This is a genomic window from Micromonospora sicca, assembly GCF_003172935.1.
Classification (GTDB): Bacteria; Actinomycetota; Actinomycetes; order Mycobacteriales; family Micromonosporaceae; genus Micromonospora; species Micromonospora sicca.
On the sequence record NZ_QGKS01000117.1, the window covers coordinates 1 to 19,046 of the forward strand.

Sequence of the window (19,046 nt, forward strand, 5' to 3'; positions counted from 1 at the left end):
TGACCGACCGGACCTGCTCGGCCGGATACGGCACCTCCCGCGCCAGACGCACCCACAACGGGGCAGTGCCTCTGGCGGTCGGGACTCGCACCCGCCGGCCGTCGAGGGTGAACGTGCCGTGATACCAACGCACCGGCACCAACCCCCGCCGCCGACGCGGAAACCGGGCCGACAGGTCACCAGCGCTGCGGCGCTTCGCCGCCGCGAACCACGCATCCGAAAACCGGCGCAACACCGACCGGGCACCGACGGAATCCAATTCGGCGAACGTGCCCGGCCCCGACCCGGACAACTCCCGACACAACTGCTGATAGCCGATAGCCCACCAGCGGCGCGCCGCCGCGGCGGCGCCGCCACGCGTTGACCTCCAACACACACGCCCACACGTCACCGGCCGAGCGCAGCAACCCGAAACACCGCCGCCGCTGCCCGGCCGTCACCCGCAAAGCGACACGCGCGGTGCGATGCACGACCCGCGGCAAGGCGGGATCCCGACGACGAGGCACGAACCGAAGCCAACACCACCCCTACGACACTTTCCAACCCCGACCAACCCGGCCAACGTTTGTGGTCAACGCACTAGCGGCGATCGGCCACAGCGTGTCCCAGCCCCCGATGGTCCAGAGCGCCAGCGGCGCTGGCGGGCCGCCCGAGGCGATCATCACCGGGATCAGCACGAGGATGGTGTACAGGCCGAGCGTGAGCGGCAGGAACCGGGACGGCCGGGCCCAGACTCCCGCGCAGAATGATGGCCACGCCGGCGGTGACCAGGCCGGCCCCGGTCAGGATCGGGGAGACACTGAACAGTACGTCGCCGAGGTCCCGGTTGCTCGGCCAGATCACCTCGGCCGCGGCGATGATGAGCTGACCGACGATCGCGCTGGCCAAGCCCACCCGGGCGACGCGGCCGTGGCCACCGGCGTCTGAGAGTGCCAGGGTGCTGCGGCGGTCGTGGGGGGTCCGGCACCCGCCGGAGGTACCTGGCACGCCTCCAGGCGGTCGAAGGGTCTCAGCCCGCGGCGGACGACAAAAGCAAAGGCAAGAAGATCTCACTCCTTGCCACTTCTAACGTATAGCGCACAGGGGGGCTTGCGGCAAGACCCGGGTCTTGCCGCAGAATCGGCGGCCGGACCCAGCACCGACGAGGAAATGGGGGACCCGACGTGGGTGTGTTGTCGATGTACGGGGGACGCGGCGACCTCGAACCGCTGATGAGATTGGCGGTGCAGTTGCGGGCGCTTGACGCGGAGGTGCGGGGGTGCGCGCCGCCCGACCGGGCGCAGCGGCTGGCCGACTCGTCAGAGGGAAGCCAACCAGACATGAGGACGTGCCCAACAAGAGGTTCGACACAGCTCGAGGCGCCGGTGATTCGATCGGCCAGTGCAGTGCAAGGGAGCACGGTTGCCTCGGAGGTATCGGAATGATCGAGCAGTACGTGTTGGATCTTCAAGAGGTTGACGAGACGCAGGTCGCGGTCGTTGGCGGCAAGGCCGCGCACCTGGGCGGGCTGTCGCGGATCGAAGGCATCCGCGTGCCGGCTGGGTTTTGCGTGACGACGGCCGCCTTCCGGCGGATCATGGCGGAAGCGCCGTCGATCGACGATCGACTCGATCAGCTGTCCCGCCTGAACCCGGACGACCGGGAGGCGATCCGCACGCTCAGCGCGGAGATCCGCCGGACCATCGAAGGGACTGCCATCCCGGGCGATCTCGCGGCGGCGATCACCCAGGCACTCGCCCAGCTCGGCGAGCAAGCCGCCTACGCCGTGCGATCCAGCGCGACGGCAGAGGACCTGCCGACGGCATCCTTCGCCGGCCAGCAGGACACGTACCTGAACGTCGTGGGGCCGGCGGCGATCCTCCAGCACGTCAGCCGGTGCTGGGCGTCGCTGTTCACCGAGCGGGCCGTGACCTACCGCCAGCGCAACGGCATCGATCACCGTACGGTCGACATGGCCGTGATCGTGCAGCAGATGGTCTTCCCGCATGCGGCCGGCATCCTGTTCACGGCCGACCCCGTCACGGGCAACCGGAAGGTCGCCACCGTGGACGCCAGCTTCGGCCTCGGCGAGGCACTGGTCTCCGGCCTGGTGAACCCGGACGTCTTCAAGGTGCGCGACGGCGAGGTCATCGCCAAGGCGGTCGCCGCCAAACAGCGTGCCGTTCACGCCCTGCCGGCTGGCGGGACGCAGGAAGTGGCGATCGACCCGCAGCGGCAGGAGCAGCCGACGCTGACGGATGCACAGGTCGTGCGGCTCGTGCAGCTCGGGCGGCGGATCGAAGCGCACTTCGGCCGCCCCCAGGACATCGAATGGTGCCTGGTCGACGAAGACTTCCAGATCGTCCAGAGCCGGCCAATCACCACGCTGTTCCCCATCCCCGCGGCCCGCGACCGGGAGAACCACGTCTACGTCTCCGTTGGTCATCAGCAGATGATGACCGACCCCATGAAGCCACTGGGCGTCTCCGTGTGGCAGCTGACGGCCATGGCGCCGATGCACGAGGCCGGCGGGAGGCTGTTCGTCGACGTCACCCGGCGCCTGGCCTCGCCCGCGAGCCGCGCCGGCCTCCTGGAGGTGGCGGGGAGGGGCGATCCGCTGATCAGGGACGCGCTGGAGACCGTCCTCGACCGCCACGACTTCGTCCCGACTCTCCCGGACGCGGGTCCCGGCGGGCCGCCGGCCAGCGGCGCGTCCGCCCCGATCGAGACCGATCCGGCCATCGTCACCGAGCTGATCGAGCGCAGCCAGGCCTCCATCGCCGCCCTGCGGTGCGACATCCGGACGAAGACCGGACCGGCGCTGTTCGACTTCCTGCTGGAGGCATTCCAGGAGCACAAGCGAGTCCTCGGTGATCCGCTGAGCATGCAGGCGATCATGGCGGGGATGGAGGCCACCTGGTGGCTCAACGACCAGCTGCAGGAATGGCTGGGCGAGAAGAACGCGGCCGACACCCTCACGCTGTCCGCCCCCGGCAACGTCACGTCGGAGATGGGACTGGCGCTGCTCGACGTCGCCGACGTGATCCGCCCGCATCCGGAGGTGGTGGCGTTCCTGCAGGGCGTCGAGGACGACGGCTTCCTGGACGAGCTGCCGAAGTTCGCGGGCGGGACCGAAGCGCGCCACGCCATCGAGGCCTACCTCGACCGGTACGGCATGCGCTGCGTCGGCGAGATCGACATCACGAGGCCGCGTTGGCGCGAACGCCCCACCACGCTCGTGCCCGTGATCCTCGACCACGTCAGGAACTTCGAGCCGGGCGCCGCCAAGCGGCGCTTCGAGCAAGGACGGCAGGCGGCGCAGAGGAAGGCGCAGGAGGTGCTTGAACACCTGCGGGCCCTGCCGGACGGGGAGCACAAGGCCAACGAGGCCAAGCGGATGATCGACCGGGTCCGGACCTTCATCGGCTACCGGGAGTACCCGAAGTACGGCATCGTCAGCCGCTACTTCGTCTACAAGCAGGCCTTGCTGGAAGAGGCCGAGCGCCTCGTGCAGGCCAACGTGCTTCGTGAGAAGGAAGACATCTTCTACCTCACGTTCCAGGAGCTCCACGACGTCGTGCGCTCGAACCAGGTGGATGACAAGCTAATCCAGCAGCGCAAGGACGCGTTCCGGTCGTACCACGCGCTCACGCCGCCCCGGGTGCTGACATCGGATGGCGAGGTCATCGCCGGGGCGTACCGACGCGACGACGTGCCGACCGGCGCCCTGATCGGCCTACCGGTCTCCGCCGGGACCATCGAAGGGCGCGCCCGCGTCATCCTGGACATGGCCCAGGCTGATCTCGAACCGGGTGACATCCTCGTCACGGCCCACACGGACCCGAGCTGGACGCCCCTCTTCGTCGCCATCGCAGGCCTGGTGACGGAGGTCGGAGGATTGATGACACACGGCGCAGTGATCGCACGGGAGTACGGCCTGCCGGCTGTCGTCGGTGTGCTAGATGCCACCCGGCTGATTCCCGATGGGCAGCGGATCCGCGTGCACGGAAGCGACGGGTACGTCGAGATTCTGCCTTGACTGACCACTCACCGAGAAGGCCCGTCTGCCTTGCCAAGCACATATTTTCCAAGCGGCACTGACCTGCTCGGCATCCGGATCTGCCGCTGACCGCGCGACTTTGCCGACGAGAGTGTGGTCGAGGCGTTTGACCTCCAGCTGGCAGGACCGTGATGGCGCCAAAGCGACGCTGCTGGCCGGCGTGACTGACGGCGTCGTGGTCTTCACCAGCGACCGGCGAGCCAGCCGCACGCAGCGCGACCATATCCAGCAGATCCACCTCATCCAGCTGCGCTGACCGTCCGGGGGTCCACCCGGCACGCGCGGGTGGGCCCCGGCACCCATGTCCCCTGCCGCCGCTGTCGGCAACCGCCCACCGACACCTTGCGGACGTGGTACGAAATTGGGCGAGTAGTCGGGTGGGGCGGAGGGCTCGTGACACGGAAGCGCTCGGGATGGGTTCTGCGTGCCCGTGAAGATCCAACTCGGATCTCCTACCTGGAACTCTTCTTCGACCTGGGCCTCGTCGTGGCACTGTCCCGGCTCTCCCAGCGACTGACCACCGACCTCAGCTGGTTCAACGCCCTGGAGACGGTCATCCTGCTCGCCGCCGTCTGGTGGGTGTGGACAGTGACCGCGTATACGACTGACTGGTACGACCCCGGCCAGCCGTTGGTCCAGCTGATCGTCCTCGGCGTGATGTTCGGTGGACTGCTGATGTCGGCGGCTGTGTTCGGGGCTTTCGAGGACAGCGAAGGCCTCGCCTTCGCCGGAGCGTACGTCGGCCTGCATCTCGGCCGCGGCCTGGTGCTCGTGACGGCGTTGCGCGGCCGTGCGCTGCGCCTGCGGTCCCTGCGAGTGGCCATCTGGTTCGCCATAACCGGCGTCCTGTGGCTCGGCGGAGCATTCCTGCCCGGTCCCGCCCGGCTGGCGCTCTGGGCGGTAGCGATCACCCTGGACTATTTGGTCGGTCTGTTCGGCTACGCGCTCCCGCGGCTGGGCAGGACGAGCACTGAGGAACTCCGGGTGGTCGGCGAGCACCTGTCGGAACGCTACCGGCAGATGTTCATCGTGACGCTGGGCGAGATCCTCCTGATGGGCGCGATCAATTACGGCCGTGCCGACTTCGGCTCGGCGAGGATGGCAGGGCTGATCCTGCTCTTCGTCAACGCCGTGGCGCTGTGGCGGATCTACATCGTGTACGTTGCCGAGCGCCTCGCGATCGGGATCGACCAGTCATCCAACCCGGGCCGGGTCGCGCTGGTCGCGGCCTACGCACACCTGATCATGGTCGCCGGTGTCGTGTTGATCGCTGCCAGCGGCGACCTGATCATCACGGAGCCGACGGGCGGGACCTCACACGCGTGGCTGGCCGTCCTCGTCGCCGGACCCGTGGTGTTCCTCATCGGGCGCGCCGTGTACGCACTGCAAGTCTTCCGCTCGATGTTGTGGCGGCTGCCGATCGGTGCGCTCGTTCTCGTGGCGGCAGCGCCGTTGCTCGCGCAGCTACCTCCCCTCGGCGTGGCCACGGCTATGAACGCCGCACTCCTGGCCATCGCCTACATCCCGCACGCCGGGGCGTCGCGCTACCTGTCGTCCAGGAACGTCCGCACCCGCTGGTGATCATTCTCGGCGCATCCGGAGGACACCGACGCCGCGGCCATGGCCGCCGCACCCTGTCCGGAACCGCCGCCACGACACACGCGGGCCAAGATATTCCGCTCATGTCGCGATCCGGGCGCCAATAGCAGGCGAAAGGCAACCCTGAGTAGCCGGATAAACGAGCGTGATCGCTGCGGTGCGACGAGGTGTCGCGCCGCCGATGCAGGTCCATGCACCCGCGCGACTGTCGATCCCACCCAAGTGTCTCTGCCTGAACCTGGGCACGCCTGAACCCGGGCACGTGTAAGAGCGGTAGGCTGTCGAGCGGGGGTACCGATGGCCTATGGCCGACGGCCGGACCCACCCGCTTCCCCACGGCTCGTAGCTGCCAGTGAATGAGTCCTGCGCTGCCGCGCACATCTTTGGAGTACATTTTGACCGATATGACGTCGCCCGCCCTGAATCCCTTCCTTAGCAAGGGGGATGGGGCTACCAACCGCGACCGCGGGCAGACCGTGGACGCAAGCCCAGCCACAATGACCCGCCTGCGCACCCCGTTCGCGTTCGGGGGCCCTGACCGGGAGACGGCTGACGAGACCGCTCGACACTAGACCCCGTCGAACCGTGGGAACACTGACGCCGCTGCCGTCGCACCACGGTATGACGAGGTGCCTCTCGACTCACGGAAGGGGCGCTTACTCGGGACTGTCCATTGCGGCCAACCTCGCACCTCGGGCGCCACGGCACGAGAGGCGCCGTGATGTCAACGCTGAAGCTCGACGTCCGCCGGGGACGGCAATGTCGTCGATCGGACCTGGCACAGCGTTCCAGGTACGTTGTACAGCCTTCCGCACTCGATCATCGAGCGTCACACGTGAGATGGATCTTCGTGGTCAGTCCACCTCGACAAGCGGCGCCTACAGGATCGTGGTGACCAGAACCGCCCACAGCATGACGGTGGATCCGTACTGCGGTGGCACGTCCCGCCACGGGCGCCCACCCGGATCCGCCACCGGATCCCGTCGATCAACTGCCGCCTGCTCCATGACGACGGTCGACCCGGGCGTTTCGGCGCCGGCAGCAACGGCTCCAGCACCGCCCACTGCACGTCGGTCAGATCGAACCGCCTCGTCACCGCTAGGGTGTCCACGAGGTCTCCGGTTTGAGGTTTTGCTTGGTCGCTGAACCATCTACCGGAGACCTCGCCATATGCCGATCTTCGACACGCCGAACGATCACTCCAGTTCGGGCACGACCGCCGACTCGACACAGGCCCTAGCATCGTCGGCATGGCAACGCGGCTCGTTCAAATCAACATGAAGGCTCGGGACGACTCCGCGCTGGGCGGTTTCTGGGCGGAGGCGCTCGGCTGGGGAGTCTCCAGCGAGGGACCCGGCGTGACTAACCTCGAACCCGAGGGCTTCGTCTACCCCGACCCCGTCGCTGTCTGCCTCGACCTCATCGTCTCCCCGGAACCCAAGACGGTGAGGAACCGCGTGCACGTCGACCTCGCCACCACCTCGGCGGCCCATCAGGCGGAGGTGGTCACGCGCCTGAAGGATCTCGGCGCAACACCTGCCGACGTAGGCCAGGGCGACGTCCCATGGACGGTCATGGTCGACCCAGAGGGCAACGAGTTCTGCGTGCTGGACCCCCGACCGCTCTACCGAGACACCGGACCGATCGCCGCGGTAGTGGTCGACTGCGCGGATCCGCGAGCCATGGCCCGCTTCTGGGGCAAGGCCATGGACTGGACTCTGCACAAGGTGACCGACCACAAGGCGGTACTGCGCTCCGCCAAGGGCGTCGGCCCATATCTGCAGTTCCTCCGCACACCCGACGTGAAGACCGTGTGGAACCGCGTCCATCTCGACGTCCGCCCATACCCAGGTGACGACCTAGAGGCCGAGGCGGCCAGACTGCGGACTCTCGGCGCCACCGCCATCGACCTGGGCCAAAACGATGTCCCGTGGACCGTCCTCGCAGACCCGGAAGGCAACGAGTTCTGCCTCCTCACCCCAGGCTGACCCGAACCCTCGTCAGCCGCTCACTACGGCCACCAGCTCGGACTTTGCGACGCGCCCTAGACGAATGCCACCCTGAGCGGCGCATGATCGGCCGAGCGGATGGTCACGGTGACCGTTGCGCCATCGACATGGACCTCCCCCCGGTCGGCCCGCACCTTCCGGTCGGTGGCGAACACCGCGACGTCCTCGGCCTGTGTGGGTCGCAGCAGCACTTCGTGGTCCGACCGGGAAAGCAGTTCGCAGCTGGTTTCCACCAGCGTGGCGGTCCCGACCCGCACATCCGCTGGCAGCATGAGTCCGGTCCGCGCGGGGATGCGCAGCCGCCGCCCGGACAGGAGCGGCCGGTCCCGATGCCGCAGGCCGAACTCGATCGCTGAAGGGGCGACGTTGAGCAGATGCAGCAGGCGTTGACCGGCACGGTCGACGGTGGAGGTGAGCACCAGTCCCGGTTCGTCGGCGTCGTGCCGCAGCCGACGTCGCACCCCCAGCCGGTCCAGCGCCGCCCGCCAAAAGCCGAGGTGGCAGGGATAGTCCGCCGCGATGATCAGGGCCCGCCCGGTGCCGACCGCGACCTCCATCGCGCAGGGGCGGCCGGAGCCCACCTCGACGAGCAGCGGCTCGCCCGCGCCGGCGAGCAGTTGGGCGTAACCGACCCGTACCTCCGCCGGTCCCGCTGCCCAGTCGCGTCCGACCACGGAGGGGAAGTAGTGCAGGCCGCCCTCCATCCACCCGTCGGCGGTCACGCCGAGCGTGTCGGCCAGCAGGGTGCAGGGGGTGCCGTCGTGGTCCCGCTCCGGCAGCGGTCCGTGCAACAGCAGCCGTCCGCCGGCCCGGAGGTGGTCGACGAGCCGGCGCTGCACGTCCGCGCCGAGCGTGGGTGCGCTGGCCAGGGCGATCACCGGTGGGGCGTCGGCCGGTGGCGGCGACTGGAGGTTCACCGCCGGGAAGGAGAAGCCGCCGAGCAGCAGCGCCCGGGCCAGCACGTCCCGTGAGCCCATGCCGCGGAATCGCTCCAGTTCGCTGACCTGAGCCGTCCGAGCGGTGGAGGCAGGGTGGGCGTACTCGGTGAGGTAGTGGTCGGGCACGAAGCCCAACGCCAGCCCGTCGTGCTCCTCGTCGCCGTCGGCCAGCAGGTCGGCCACGCCGCGGACGGCGTGCAGGGCGCGTCGGGCGGCGTCGTAGGTGGAGTTCAGGCGTCCCTCGGGATCGACCGGGGCGGCGAAGCCGTGCCGCTCGCCGGTGAAGGCGATCCGGTCGTTGCCGTCGCCGACCGGCTCCGCCAGCGGCGGGTTGTGGCCGCCGGCGAAGAGGTAGAGGTTGAGCAGCCGGTTGCCCTGGGCCACGCAGAGCCGGGTCTTCAGCTCGGTCGCCTCGGGCGGGTAGAGCACCGTCAGGTCCTCGCCGTAGTCGCCGTTGCCGGCTTCGAACTCGAGGCAGGTCAGCGGCTGGTCGGGTCCGTGCGTCGCAGCCAGGAAGGCGTTGGAGACGTACAGGTCGGCGACGTTGGTGACGGTCAGGTCCCCGAGATAGTAGTCGGAGCCGGAGGTGAGCTGCGGCTGGCCGCGGTAGGACTCGAAGAGCTGGCTGATCCCGACGGGGAAGGTACGGCCCCGTCCGCCGCCGGTGCCGTGCACGTTGACCAGCATCGGCACCCCCCGGACGCCGTGCCGTTCGGCACTGTCGCGCAGTGCGGCCACGTAGCGGCGGTAGCGGTCCCGCATGTAACGGCCCAGGTCGTCGTGGAGTGCGAGGGACTGTTGCTCGGCCGGGGTGCGCAGGGCCGTCGCCCAGGCCCGGGGGTCGGTGGGGTCGGCGCCGACCCGCTGCGTGGCGCCGTCCTTGCCGTACCGGTCGACGGCCCAGCGGGCCAGGTCGGCGCAGAGCCCGTCGGTGAGGTCGGGGGAGTTGGTCACCCAGGACAGCATCCCGATCTCGTTGTCCAGCTGCACCGCCACCACGGGGCCGCCGCGCCCGGCGAGCCGGTCGGCGATCACCGGCATCACCTGGGCGTACCAGGCGTCGGCGGCGGCGAGGAACTCCGGTGCCAGGTAGTCGACGGTGCGGGTGCTGATCGGCGCGCCGTCCCAGGTGGTCGGCAGCAGGTGCGGGTGCTGTTCGTACACCCGGTAGGGGATGCCCTCGTTCTTGACCTCCGCCATGATGAAGGGACCGGGTCGCACCACCGCGCGCAGTCCGCGCTGGTGCGCCAGGTCCAGGAAACCGGCGAGATCCCGTTGCTCGTGGGTTCGTCCGGTCAGGTCGATCGAGCCGTCCGGCAGCTCGTGCCACAGCCATGGGACGTAGGTGGCTACGGTGTCCCCGCCGCACTCCCGCAGCCGGTCGAGCCGGTCGGCCCAGTCGGCGCGGGTCAGCCGGAAGTAGTGCACCTCCCCGCAGAGCAGCAGCTGGGGACGGCCGTCGATGACGATCCTGCGGTCCTCGAGTAGCACCGTAGACATATGGGGCAGAGCTCCCCTCACCGGAGATTGTGGACCCGACACTTGTGAACTTCGACTCACCTGCCTATGGTCGCCTGAAACCGGTTTCCGTTAACCGCACGTTACGGATCGAGGGAGTCATGGGCAACAGTCGGCTCACCGTCCGGGAGATCGCCCGGCTGGCCGGGGTCTCGGTCGCCACCGTCTCTCGGGTCTCCAACGGCACCGGCCAGGTGTCGGAGGAGATGCGCCGCCGGGTGCTCGAAGCCATCGAGAAGCATGGCTACCGCCCCGACCACCTCGGCCGCGCGTTGGCCGCCGGGCGGCACGGCGCGCTGGGCCTGGTCTTCCCGGGCCTGTCCGGCCCGTACTTCACCGAGCTGATCCAGGGCTTCGAGTCCGAGGCCGTACCCTCGCGGGCCAGTGTCCACATCCTCTGCACGCACCTGCGGTCGGACTCCGACCAGCAGGTGCTGGAGATGGGCCGGCGGGTGGACGGCGTGGCGGTCATTGGCGGCACGATCTCGGAGCTGGCCCTCCTCCGGTTGGCTGAGATGGTGCCGGTGGTGGTCGTCGCGGGCACGGGCCCGGGCGCGGTGCCGTCGGTGCGGGCCGATAACGCCGGCAGCATGGCGATGCTCACCCGTCACCTGCTGGTCGAGCACGAGCTGACTGACCTGGTGTTCGTGGGCAACCCTGAGGGGTCGCCCGACGTGAGCGAACGGTGGGCCGCCTTCCTCGCCGCCCACCGGTCGGTGGGGGTAACTCCGCCGGCCGCGCCGATCGCGGTGAGCATGCAGCAGGCCGACGGCGTGCTCGCCGCCGAGCAGCTGCTGCGCGGCGACCCGCGACCCGCCGGCGTGGTCTGCGCCAACGACGAGATCGCACTCGGCGTCCTCGTCGGAGCGCTCGGTCGGGGCCTGCGGGTGCCGCAGGACGTCGTCATCACCGGCTTCGACGACGCCCCGGTCGCCGCGCTGGTGAACCCGGCGCTGACCACCGTCCGCCAGCCGGTCCGCGAGCTGGCCGCCGAGGCGGCCCGGCTGATCCTCACCGCGGTGAGCGAACCCGAGCGCGCCTCCTCCGGCGACGTCGTGCTGCCCACCGAACTCGTCCTGCGCCGCAGCTGCGGCTGCCCGGCGAACCTGACGGCCGGCGGTTCCGGCTCATGAGGAGATTCCTGGTCGCCAGCGCTCGCCCGCCGGGCGCGACGGCGGCGCGGCGGCTGCGGGGCCGGACCGCCGGCAGCCGCGACCGGGTGCACCGAGCAGTGCTTCCCACGCAGGTCGTCGTCCGCACGAGCTGCGGCGAACATCATGCCAAGACGGAGGTTTCGTGATGAAGTCAGGGACCCGCAGGGGCGTCGCCGTGGCCCTGGTGGCCGCGCTGGCGCTGGCCGGCTGCGGCCGCGACGGCGGCGGAGGCGGTCAGGACAAGGCAAAGCCCGTCGGGGAGGGCAAGGCAAAGGGCGACATCACGGTCTGGGCGATGGGCACCGAGGGCGAGAAGCTCTCGGCCCTCGCCGAAGACTTCATGAAAGACAACCCGGACGCCAAGGTCACCGTGACCGCCGTGCCGTGGGACGGGGCACACGACAAGTTGGCCACCGCGATCGCCGGCAAGCAGACACCCGATGTCAGCCTCATCGGCACCACCTGGATGGGGGAGTTCGCCAAGACCGGCGGACTCGACGCGACCCCGCCCGACCTGGTCAAGAAGGACGACTTCTACGAGGGTGCGTGGAACACCACGGTTGTCGACGGCACCTCCTACGGCGTGCCGTGGTACGTGGAGACGCGGCTGCTCTATGTGAACAAGGCGGCCGCCATCAAGGCCGGAGTGAGCACCCCGCCGAAGAGCTGGGACGAGCTCAAGTCGGCGATCAAGGCGCTCAAGGACAAGGGCGGCGCCAAGTGGGGCGTCAACCTCCAGCCCGGCCAGACCGGTTCCTGGCAGACCGTCATGCCGTTCGTCTGGCAGAACGGCGGCGATGTGGCCAAGGACGGGAAGTTCACCCTCGACAGCCCGGAGGCGGTCGAGGCCTTCGCCTACTACAAGTCCTTCTTCGACGAGGGTCTCGCACCGAAGGATCTGCCGCAGGGCGCCCTTGAGCCGGCCTTCGTCAAGGGCCAGATCGGGGCGTTCGTCTCCGGCCCCTGGCACATCTCCGTCCTGAAGGACCAGGGAGGCGCCGGCAAGTACGACCTGTGGCCGATGCCCACCAAGCAGTCGGGCACGTCGTTCGTCGGCGGCGGCGACCTGGCGGTCTTCAAGGACGCCAAGAACCGCGACGGCGGGTGGAAGTTCGTCTCCTACCTGTCCCGGCCCGAGGTGCAGGCCAAGTGGTACAAGACGGTCAACGACCTGCCCGCGGTCAAGAAGGGCTGGGACGACCCGGCGCTCAGCGGCGACCCGCAGCTGTCGGCGTTCGGCAAGCAGCTCGAGGACGCCAAGTCCCCGCCCACCATCGCCACCTGGGAGCAGGTGTCCGCGGCGATCGACGCCGAGGTCGAGAAGATGTGCAAGACGGGCGAGAAGGCGGAGGACGCCGCAAAGGCGATGCAGCAGCAGGCCACCTCGATCGGCACCGGGGCCTGACATGACCGCGGCCGCGTCCGACGCGTCCACCCGGCGGGGGCGCGGTGTCCCGCGCCTCCGCCGGGTCCTGGTCGGCTGGGGCTTCGCCCTGCCCTTCACCGTCCTCTTCCTGGTCTTCATGGCCGGACCGGTGATCGCGTCGCTGCTGATGAGCTTCACCGACATCCGCAGCGCCGATCTGCGCAACCCGCTCGGCGTCAACCTCGTCGGCATCCAGAACTACAGTCGGCTGTTCCACGACGAGCTGTTCATCAAATCGGCGGTGAACACCGCCATCTTCGTGCTGGCCGGCGTGCCGCTGACGATGGTGTGCGGGCTGGCCGCTGCGCTTGGGCTGAACGCTGGCCTGACCCGGTTCCGGTCGCTGTTCCGCGTCGGCTACTACCTGCCGGTCGTGACCAGCATCGTGGCGATCGCCGTGGTCTGGCGCTTCCTGCTCCAACCCGATTCCGGCCTGCTCAACAGCCTGCTGCGACTGGTCGGCGTGCACGGGCCGAACTGGCTTTACGACACCCGGCTTGCGCTGCCGTCGCTGATCGTGATGGCCGCCTGGCGCAACCTCGGCTACCAGATGGTGATCTTCCTGGCCGGGCTCCAGGCCATCCCGCAGGAGCTGTACGAGGCGGCGCGCATCGACGGGGCGACCAGCTGGCAGCAGCTACGGTACGTGACGCTGCCCGCGCTGCGGCCGACGCTGCTCTTCGTGGGGGTCATCGCCACCATCGGCTACCTGCAGTTCTTCGAGGAGCCACTGGTGATGACCCAGGGCGGCCCGCTCAATTCGACGTTGTCGGTGTCGTACCACATCTACAACCAGTTCGGCTTCGGCAACTACGGCTACGCGTCGGCGATGAGTTACGTCCTCTTCCTGTCGATCGTGTTGATGTCGATCCTGTGGTTCCGGCTGCTGCGCTCCGACGAGGGAAGGTGATCCGATGTCGACGTCGATGAGGGCATCCAGCCGTCGGCGACGTGCGCCGGAGCTGCCGGAGGGAGCGGGACGGCGTTCGACGCGTCGTCCTCGTGATCGGGTGGCCAGCCTCGTCCTGCACGCCGTGCTGGTGGTGGGACTCGTGGCCATGGTCGGCCCGTTCGTGTGGATGCTGCTGTCGTCGGTGAAGCCGGAGGGCGAGATCCGGCTCGTCCCCACCACCTGGTGGCCGCACCATCCGACCCTCGACAACTATCGGGATCTGTTCGCCAGGTTGAACTTCCCCACGTACTTCCTGAACTCGGCGATTGTCGCCGGCCTGATCACCCTCGGCAATCTGATGTTCTGCTCGGCGGTCGGCTACGCCCTGGCCAAGCTGCGCTTTCCGGGGCGCAGGGCGCTGTTCGGCCTGGTCCTGGGGTCGGTGATGGTCCCCGGGATGGTCACTTTCGTCCCGTTGTTCGTGCTGGTCGCCAACATGGGCCTTACCAACACCTACGCCGGCCTGGTGCTGCCCTTCCTGGCCTGGGCGCTGGGGGCGTTCCTGATGCGCCAGTTCATGCTCTCCATACCGGACGAACTGATCGAGTCCGCGCGGGTGGACGGCGCCGGAGAGCTGCGCATCTTCCTCCGTATCGTCCTGCCGCTGTGCCGCCCGGCGCTCGCCGCGCTGGGCATCCTCAGCTTCCTCACCTTCTGGAACAGCTTCCTGTGGCCCCTCGTGGTGGCCACGACCGAGGACAAGTACACCCTCCCGGTCGCTCTCGCCCTGTTCAGCGTGGGCCAGAACCAGACGAAGTTCGGGCTGCTGCTCGCCGGCTCCGTGGTGGTGGTGCTGCCCGTGCTGATCGTCTTCCTTCTGCTGCAACGGCACTTCGTGCGCGGCATCGCCACCACCGGCCTCAAGTAGCCGGCCCGGAACCATCTCCGGAGGTAGCCAATGATCCGTCCCGCCCGCGTCGCCCTGTCGGCGGCGCTCGCCCTCACCCTTGCGGCTTCAGGCGCGGCCAGCGCCGCCGCCGCACCACCGTCCGCCGCGGTCGGCGCGCCCGCCGATGCCGCCTCCTGGGCGGCCGACACCTGGCGGTCCATGGCCGCCATGGCCGACCCGAGCACCGGGCTGCCCGCCGACAACATCGGCGGTGACCTGTCGCCCGCCAGCCGTGCGCGGTACACCTCGCCCACCAACATCGGGGCGTACATCTGGTCGGCGGTCGCGGCCCGTGAGCTGCACGTCATCGGGGAGCGGGAGCAGGTGCGGCGTATCTCGCGCGCCCTCGACTCGCTCGCGAGGTTGGAGCGGCACCGCGACTCCGGCATGTACTACAACTGGTACGACCCGTCCACCCTGCAACTGCTGCGTACCTGGCCGGAGAACGGCTCGGAGGTCCACCCGTTCGCGTCCAGCGTGGACAATGCCTGGCTCGCCGCCGCCCTGATGATCGTCCACAACGCCGTGCCGGAGCTGCGCCACAAATCCGACCCGCTGCTCGGCGCCATGGACTTCGGCTTTTACTACGACTCACAGGCGCGCGGGCCGGACGTGCCGGCCGGGCTGATGCGCGGCGGCTTCTGGTCCGAGCCGCCCCCGGGCTGTTCCACAAAGGGCAACTACCAGCACCGCGGCCCGGACGTCTACTACACCTGCCACACATACGGGTCGTTCAACAGCGAAACCCGGATGATCAGCTACGTGGCGATCGCCCTCGGCCAGGTGCCGCCCGCCCACTACTTCGGGCCGTGGCGTACCTTCCCCGACACCTGTGACTGGTCCTGGCAGGAGATGCGTCCGGTCGGTCAGTGGCGGGAGTACCTGGGTGTGCCGGTCTTCGAGGGCGCCTACCGCTACCAGGGCCTGCAGTTCGTGCCCACCTGGGGCGGCGACATGTTCGAGGCGCTCATGCCGGACATGTTCGTGCCCGAGGAGCAGTGGGGCCCGGACAGCTGGGCCCGCAACCACCCGATCTACGTACGCGGCCAGATCGCGCACGGCATGGACGACGCGAAGTACGGCCACTGGGGCTTCTCGCCCGCCTCAGACCCGCAGGGCGGCTACCGGGAGTACGGCGTGGACGCCATGGGGCTCGACACCAACGGCTACACCAGCGACGAGGAACGCACCAGCGTGGACTACGGCTTTGCAGGCTGCGAGGGCCGACCCGCCCAGCCGCTGCCCGCCGCGTACGGCGACGGTGTGGTGACCCCGCACGCGGTGTTCCTCGCCATGCGCTACGCGCCGGCCGATGCACAGGCCGAGCTGGCGCGGCTGCGCAGCCAGTTCGACAGCTACGGGCCCGGCGGCTTCTACGATTCGGTGGCCGTGCGCAGCGGCACCGTCGCGAAGCGGTACCTGGCGCTCGACCAAGGCATGATCATGGCCGCGCTCGGCAACCTGTACGGCGGCGACGTCCTGCGTAAGGAGTTCACCCGCGGCGGCGCCGAGCGGTTCCTGCGCCCGGTGATGCGGATGGAGGAGTTCTCCGTACCCGCTGGGCAGTAGTGAATCCGCGGCCGGAGCCCCGCCGGCTCCGGCCGCGGACGACGACCCGGTCCGCGGCCGGTTTCCCGCCGCAGACCGGGTCGTCGTCCAGCTCAGGACGCGGGGACCTCGACCAGCACCACACCGGGCTGCGGTAGCGCGAGTTCGATCACGCAGGCGTCCCCTTCGGTGGTCGGCTGCACCTTCTCCGCCGCCAGGGTGTCCACGGCGCGCAGGGCCGTCCACTGCTCGTCGGTGGGCCAGTCGCCGAGCCCGAGCCGCTGAGCGAGGGCAGTGATGTCGCCGTGGTGGCGGTCGAGCCGGGTGACCATCGTCGACCGGCCGGCGGCGCCGTCGACGGTGAGCCGGACCCGACGGGCCAGCGCCGGGTCGCCGTCCCGCTTGGACTGGTCGAGCGTGCTGTTCCAGACCAGGATCGCCAGGCTGCCGTCGTCGCGCCGGCTGGCCCAGCTCTGCACCAGGCCGGCCGCGCCGTCCCCCTCGGCGCTCACCGCGAGTTCGGTGTCGCCGAGCTGGGCGAGCATCCACAGCGCGTGGTAGCGCGGCTTGGCGATCCCGCCGACGGTGATCAGCCCGAAGCCGCCGTGCAGCAGGCGGGGAGGCCGGCCGAGCTCCTCGAAGTGGTCGCTGGCCACCCAGTAGGACAACGCATCGACCCGGCCGGCCGCCGACCGCATCCCGGTGAGCAGGAACGCCGCGGCGGAGGCACCGTCGTTGACCGGGTGGAAGTGGGTGGGCGTGGCCCCCCACTCGGTCCACAGGATCCGCGCGTCCGGCACGCCCAGCCGGGCCAGAGTGGGCCGCAGATCCAGTGGCGGACTGCCGTAGGTGTGGGTGGAGATGAAGTCCACCGGCGCTCCCGAGGTGGCAACATGTTCCAGCAGGGCGTCCACCCAGCCGGCCGCCGCCGACGACGGGCCGCCGACCGGGATACGAGGGTCGACGTCCTTGACGGCCCGGGCCGTGACGTCGTACAGCCGCATCCACTCCTCCCGGCTGCCCGACCAGAACACCTCCAGGTTCGCCTCGTTCCACACCTCGAAGTCCCAGCCGAGCACCTGCTCGCCATAGCGGTCCAGCAGGTGGGCCACGAGCGCGCGGACCAGGTCGGCCCAGCGGTCCCAATCCCGGGGCGGGGAGATGACGCCCCGGTAGCCGAACACGGTGCGCTCCGGGTCACTGGCCAGCTCGCGCGGCATGAAGCCAATCTCCACCACCGGTCGCAGTCCCACCGACAGCAGCAGGTCATAGACCTCATCGACGCGGCGGAAGTCGTGCACCGGCCGCCCGTCCACCTCCCGGTAGACGCCGAGGTCGTCGTGCAGGATCGCGTGGGCGCGGACGGCCTCGACGCTGATCTCGTCGCGCACCCGACGCAGCGCGGCCAGCAGTTCCGCGCCGATCTCCCGGCCACCCGAGGTGTCCCGGCACAACAGCTGGGACAATCGCTCGCTACCGATCATCGGCCGCCACGGCCGGTGCAGGGCCGCCCCGTCGGCCGCGGCATCCACCCGCAGCGACACCGTGGGCGGCTCGGCCCCGACCGGCCGCGCGGCGGCCGGTACGGGCTGGCCCAGCGCGCCGGTGAGGGTCACCTCCGGTACGGACGCGACGGCGTAGGCGTACTGCCGGCCCGGTTCTCCGGTGGTGTCGACATACCAGGTGTCGGGCACGGCGAGGACGTCACCGCCGAGGTGGTCGACCGGAGTGAACTCGCCGTCCGGTGTGCCGTCGACCAGTGGGGCGCGGTGCACGAGGTAGCCCACGGCGCCGTTCACCGGCTGCCACGACAGGCGGACGTGGCCAACTCCTTCCTCGACGGTCAGCCCCGCCGGAGGCGGCAGTTCCGGACCTGGTCGTAAGCGCTCTTCATCGCTGCGGCGGGCGATGCGCGCCTCCCAATCGGATCGCGCGGCAGACGGCTGCTGGTCGTTGACGTTCGTCACCGGGCACCTCCAGGCCTTCGCTTGCTGCGGTCCGAGCACTGTAACCGGTTACTGAGGCAAGTTCGAGCGTCGCTCGGCTCGGCCTGCCCGGTCCGGAAACCCCGCGACACCAGAAGGCCTTTGGCGATCTGCGGCTCGGTGGCGAACTCGACGTCGTCGGGGATGCCCACAGCGCGGCAGCGCTCACGGTCGTCGCTCCACGCCGCGGGGGAATGCAACTGCCGGTCGATCAGGCCATGACCGCTGGCCGAGCGGTAGGCCAGAAACACCCCGACCTGGCAGTTTTCGACCCCGCCGGCGGTGCCGGAGTACTGCCGGGCCACCCCGGCCGAGCGCACGCCCTGTTCGTTGATCAGGCCGTTGAGGATCTTCCGGTCAGGGTCGACCGGCCTCGGCCGACTGGGTGTTCGACCGACGCCGGACGGTCTCCGAGCCCGGTCGCGGGTCCGCGTCGTCCCGCCGGCGCTGCCGCGGTCGCGACGCTGATCTCTGCTCGGTGGCCCCTTCCACGGCGTCGGGGGCCGCGACGGGTGGTGTGGTACGGCTCGCCGCGGTGTCTACCAGGTCCGGCAGGTCCCGCCCGGCCACCAGGGGTAGCTCTCGCGTGACTGCCGTGATCGGCCCCGGCTCGCCCGCCGGGTCGGCGACCCGGGCCGCACGTGCCCGTCCCGTCGCGGGTCGCGGCATCGGTGCCGCGCTGGGGGTCGTTGCCGGCGGCGCGGTGTCGGCCGGCTCCGCGACGGAGCCTGGCGCGGTCGTGGTCGACGGTGCCTCCGCCCGGCTGGTGGCCGACCGCTCTGGTGTGTTGCGCGGCGTTCGGCGCGGCGCGGCTGCCGGCAGGAGCGGGGCGAGTTCCGCGTGCAGCGCGGCCCAGTCGGAGGCGCGGGGCGGGTCGGGCTGATCCGTGGTGGAGGTGAGCTGGCCCGTGCTTTCGGACCGCTCCAGCTGCCGGTCGGTACGGTCCCGCGTCGCCGCCCGGGACCGCTCCGATCCCGGTCGCTCGGCAC

At 69.8% G+C, this 19,046-nt stretch carries 13 protein-coding genes and 2 pseudogenes; 10 read left to right on the top strand and 5 right to left on the bottom strand.

Annotated elements, in window-relative coordinates; all coding sequences use genetic code 11:
• Positions 1-615 precede the first annotated feature (615 nt).
• From DKT69_RS05315 to DKT69_RS05330, 4 genes are all read left to right on the top strand, one after another.
• Complete coding sequence (locus DKT69_RS05315; RefSeq protein WP_146230985.1) at positions 616-927, top strand: hypothetical protein; 312 nt, start codon at positions 616-618, stop codon at positions 925-927.
• Between the two features lie 493 nt (positions 928-1,420).
• On the top strand, positions 1,421-4,018 hold the full coding sequence (rph, locus tag DKT69_RS05325; RefSeq protein WP_109800469.1) for a rifamycin-inactivating phosphotransferase: 2,598 nt from the start codon (positions 1,421-1,423) through the stop codon (positions 4,016-4,018).
• Between the two features lie 127 nt (positions 4,019-4,145).
• Positions 4,146-4,295: a hypothetical protein gene (locus DKT69_RS38155; RefSeq protein WP_161557772.1), complete on the top strand. Its 150-nt coding sequence runs from the start codon at positions 4,146-4,148 to the stop codon at positions 4,293-4,295.
• 29 nt (positions 4,296-4,324) lie between these two features.
• The gene (locus DKT69_RS05330; protein ID WP_161557773.1) at positions 4,325-5,620 is read left to right on the top strand and encodes a low temperature requirement protein A; all 1,296 of its coding nucleotides are present in this window, start codon (positions 4,325-4,327) and stop codon (positions 5,618-5,620) included.
• A gap of 847 nt (positions 5,621-6,467) precedes the next feature.
• On the opposite strand, the gene DKT69_RS40975 is transcribed toward DKT69_RS05330, so the two are convergent.
• On the bottom strand, positions 6,468-6,890 hold the full coding sequence (locus DKT69_RS40975) for a transposase (RefSeq protein WP_109800472.1): 423 nt from the start codon (positions 6,888-6,890) through the stop codon (positions 6,468-6,470).
• Here DKT69_RS40975 and DKT69_RS05345 point away from each other — a divergent pair.
• On the top strand, positions 6,889-7,626 hold the full coding sequence (locus tag DKT69_RS05345) for a VOC family protein (RefSeq protein WP_109800473.1): 738 nt from the start codon (positions 6,889-6,891) through the stop codon (positions 7,624-7,626). The genes DKT69_RS40975 and DKT69_RS05345 overlap by 2 nt on opposite strands.
• Before the next feature lie 56 nt (positions 7,627-7,682).
• Here DKT69_RS05345 and DKT69_RS05350 read toward each other — a convergent pair whose 3' ends face one another.
• The gene (locus DKT69_RS05350; RefSeq protein ID WP_109800474.1) at positions 7,683-10,085 is read right to left on the bottom strand and encodes a beta-galactosidase; all 2,403 of its coding nucleotides are present in this window, start codon (positions 10,083-10,085) and stop codon (positions 7,683-7,685) included.
• 119 nt (positions 10,086-10,204) lie between these two features.
• On the opposite strand from DKT69_RS05350, the gene DKT69_RS05355 reads away from it, so the two are divergent.
• From DKT69_RS05355 to DKT69_RS05375, 5 genes are all read left to right on the top strand, one after another.
• A complete protein-coding gene (locus DKT69_RS05355; RefSeq protein ID WP_109800475.1) occupies positions 10,205-11,236 on the top strand; it encodes a LacI family DNA-binding transcriptional regulator in 1,032 nt (343 codons plus the stop codon).
• Between the two features lie 166 nt (positions 11,237-11,402).
• Complete coding sequence (locus DKT69_RS05360; protein ID WP_109800476.1) at positions 11,403-12,662, top strand: sugar ABC transporter substrate-binding protein; 1,260 nt, start codon at positions 11,403-11,405, stop codon at positions 12,660-12,662.
• Between the two features lies 1 nt (position 12,663).
• Complete coding sequence (locus DKT69_RS05365) at positions 12,664-13,593, top strand: carbohydrate ABC transporter permease (RefSeq protein ID WP_109800477.1); 930 nt, start codon at positions 12,664-12,666, stop codon at positions 13,591-13,593.
• Between the two features lie 100 nt (positions 13,594-13,693).
• Positions 13,694-14,503: a carbohydrate ABC transporter permease gene (locus DKT69_RS05370; RefSeq protein ID WP_236647344.1), complete on the top strand. Its 810-nt coding sequence runs from the start codon at positions 13,694-13,696 to the stop codon at positions 14,501-14,503.
• Positions 14,504-14,533: 30 nt separating this feature from the next.
• Entirely contained in the window at positions 14,534-16,093 is a 1,560-nt protein-coding gene (locus tag DKT69_RS05375; RefSeq protein ID WP_109800478.1) for a glucoamylase family protein, read from the top strand.
• Between the two features lie 92 nt (positions 16,094-16,185).
• Here DKT69_RS05375 and DKT69_RS05380 read toward each other — a convergent pair whose 3' ends face one another.
• The 3 genes and pseudogenes from DKT69_RS05380 to DKT69_RS39505 all read right to left on the bottom strand — a co-directional run.
• Entirely contained in the window at positions 16,186-17,871 is a 1,686-nt protein-coding gene (locus tag DKT69_RS05380; RefSeq protein ID WP_201749499.1) for a GH39 family glycosyl hydrolase, read from the bottom strand.
• 278 nt (positions 17,872-18,149) lie between these two features.
• A pseudogene (locus tag DKT69_RS05385) lies at positions 18,150-18,386 on the bottom strand (transposase); the annotation flags it as partial.
• 28 nt (positions 18,387-18,414) lie between these two features.
• Positions 18,415-19,046, bottom strand: a pseudogene (locus tag DKT69_RS39505) (hypothetical protein); the annotation flags it as partial.

Excerpts from the sequence above, each read along its gene's own strand:
- DKT69_RS05315 (WP_146230985.1), top strand. The coding sequence starts at position 616 with ATGGTCCAGAGCGCCAGCGGCGCTGGCGGGCCGCCCGAGGCGATCATC.
- rph (WP_109800469.1), top strand. The coding sequence starts at position 1,421 with ATGATCGAGCAGTACGTGTTGGATCTTCAAGAGGTTGACGAGACGCAG.
- DKT69_RS05345 (WP_109800473.1), top strand. The coding sequence starts at position 6,889 with ATGGCAACGCGGCTCGTTCAAATCAACATGAAGGCTCGGGACGACTCC.
- DKT69_RS40975 (WP_109800472.1), bottom strand. The coding sequence starts at position 6,890 with ATGCCGACGATGCTAGGGCCTGTGTCGAGTCGGCGGTCGTGCCCGAAC.
- DKT69_RS05350 (WP_109800474.1), bottom strand. The coding sequence starts at position 10,085 with ATGTCTACGGTGCTACTCGAGGACCGCAGGATCGTCATCGACGGCCGT.
- DKT69_RS05355 (WP_109800475.1), top strand. The coding sequence starts at position 10,205 with ATGGGCAACAGTCGGCTCACCGTCCGGGAGATCGCCCGGCTGGCCGGG.
- DKT69_RS05360 (WP_109800476.1), top strand. The coding sequence starts at position 11,403 with ATGAAGTCAGGGACCCGCAGGGGCGTCGCCGTGGCCCTGGTGGCCGCG.
- DKT69_RS05365 (WP_109800477.1), top strand. The coding sequence starts at position 12,664 with ATGACCGCGGCCGCGTCCGACGCGTCCACCCGGCGGGGGCGCGGTGTC.
- DKT69_RS05375 (WP_109800478.1), top strand. The coding sequence starts at position 14,534 with ATGATCCGTCCCGCCCGCGTCGCCCTGTCGGCGGCGCTCGCCCTCACC.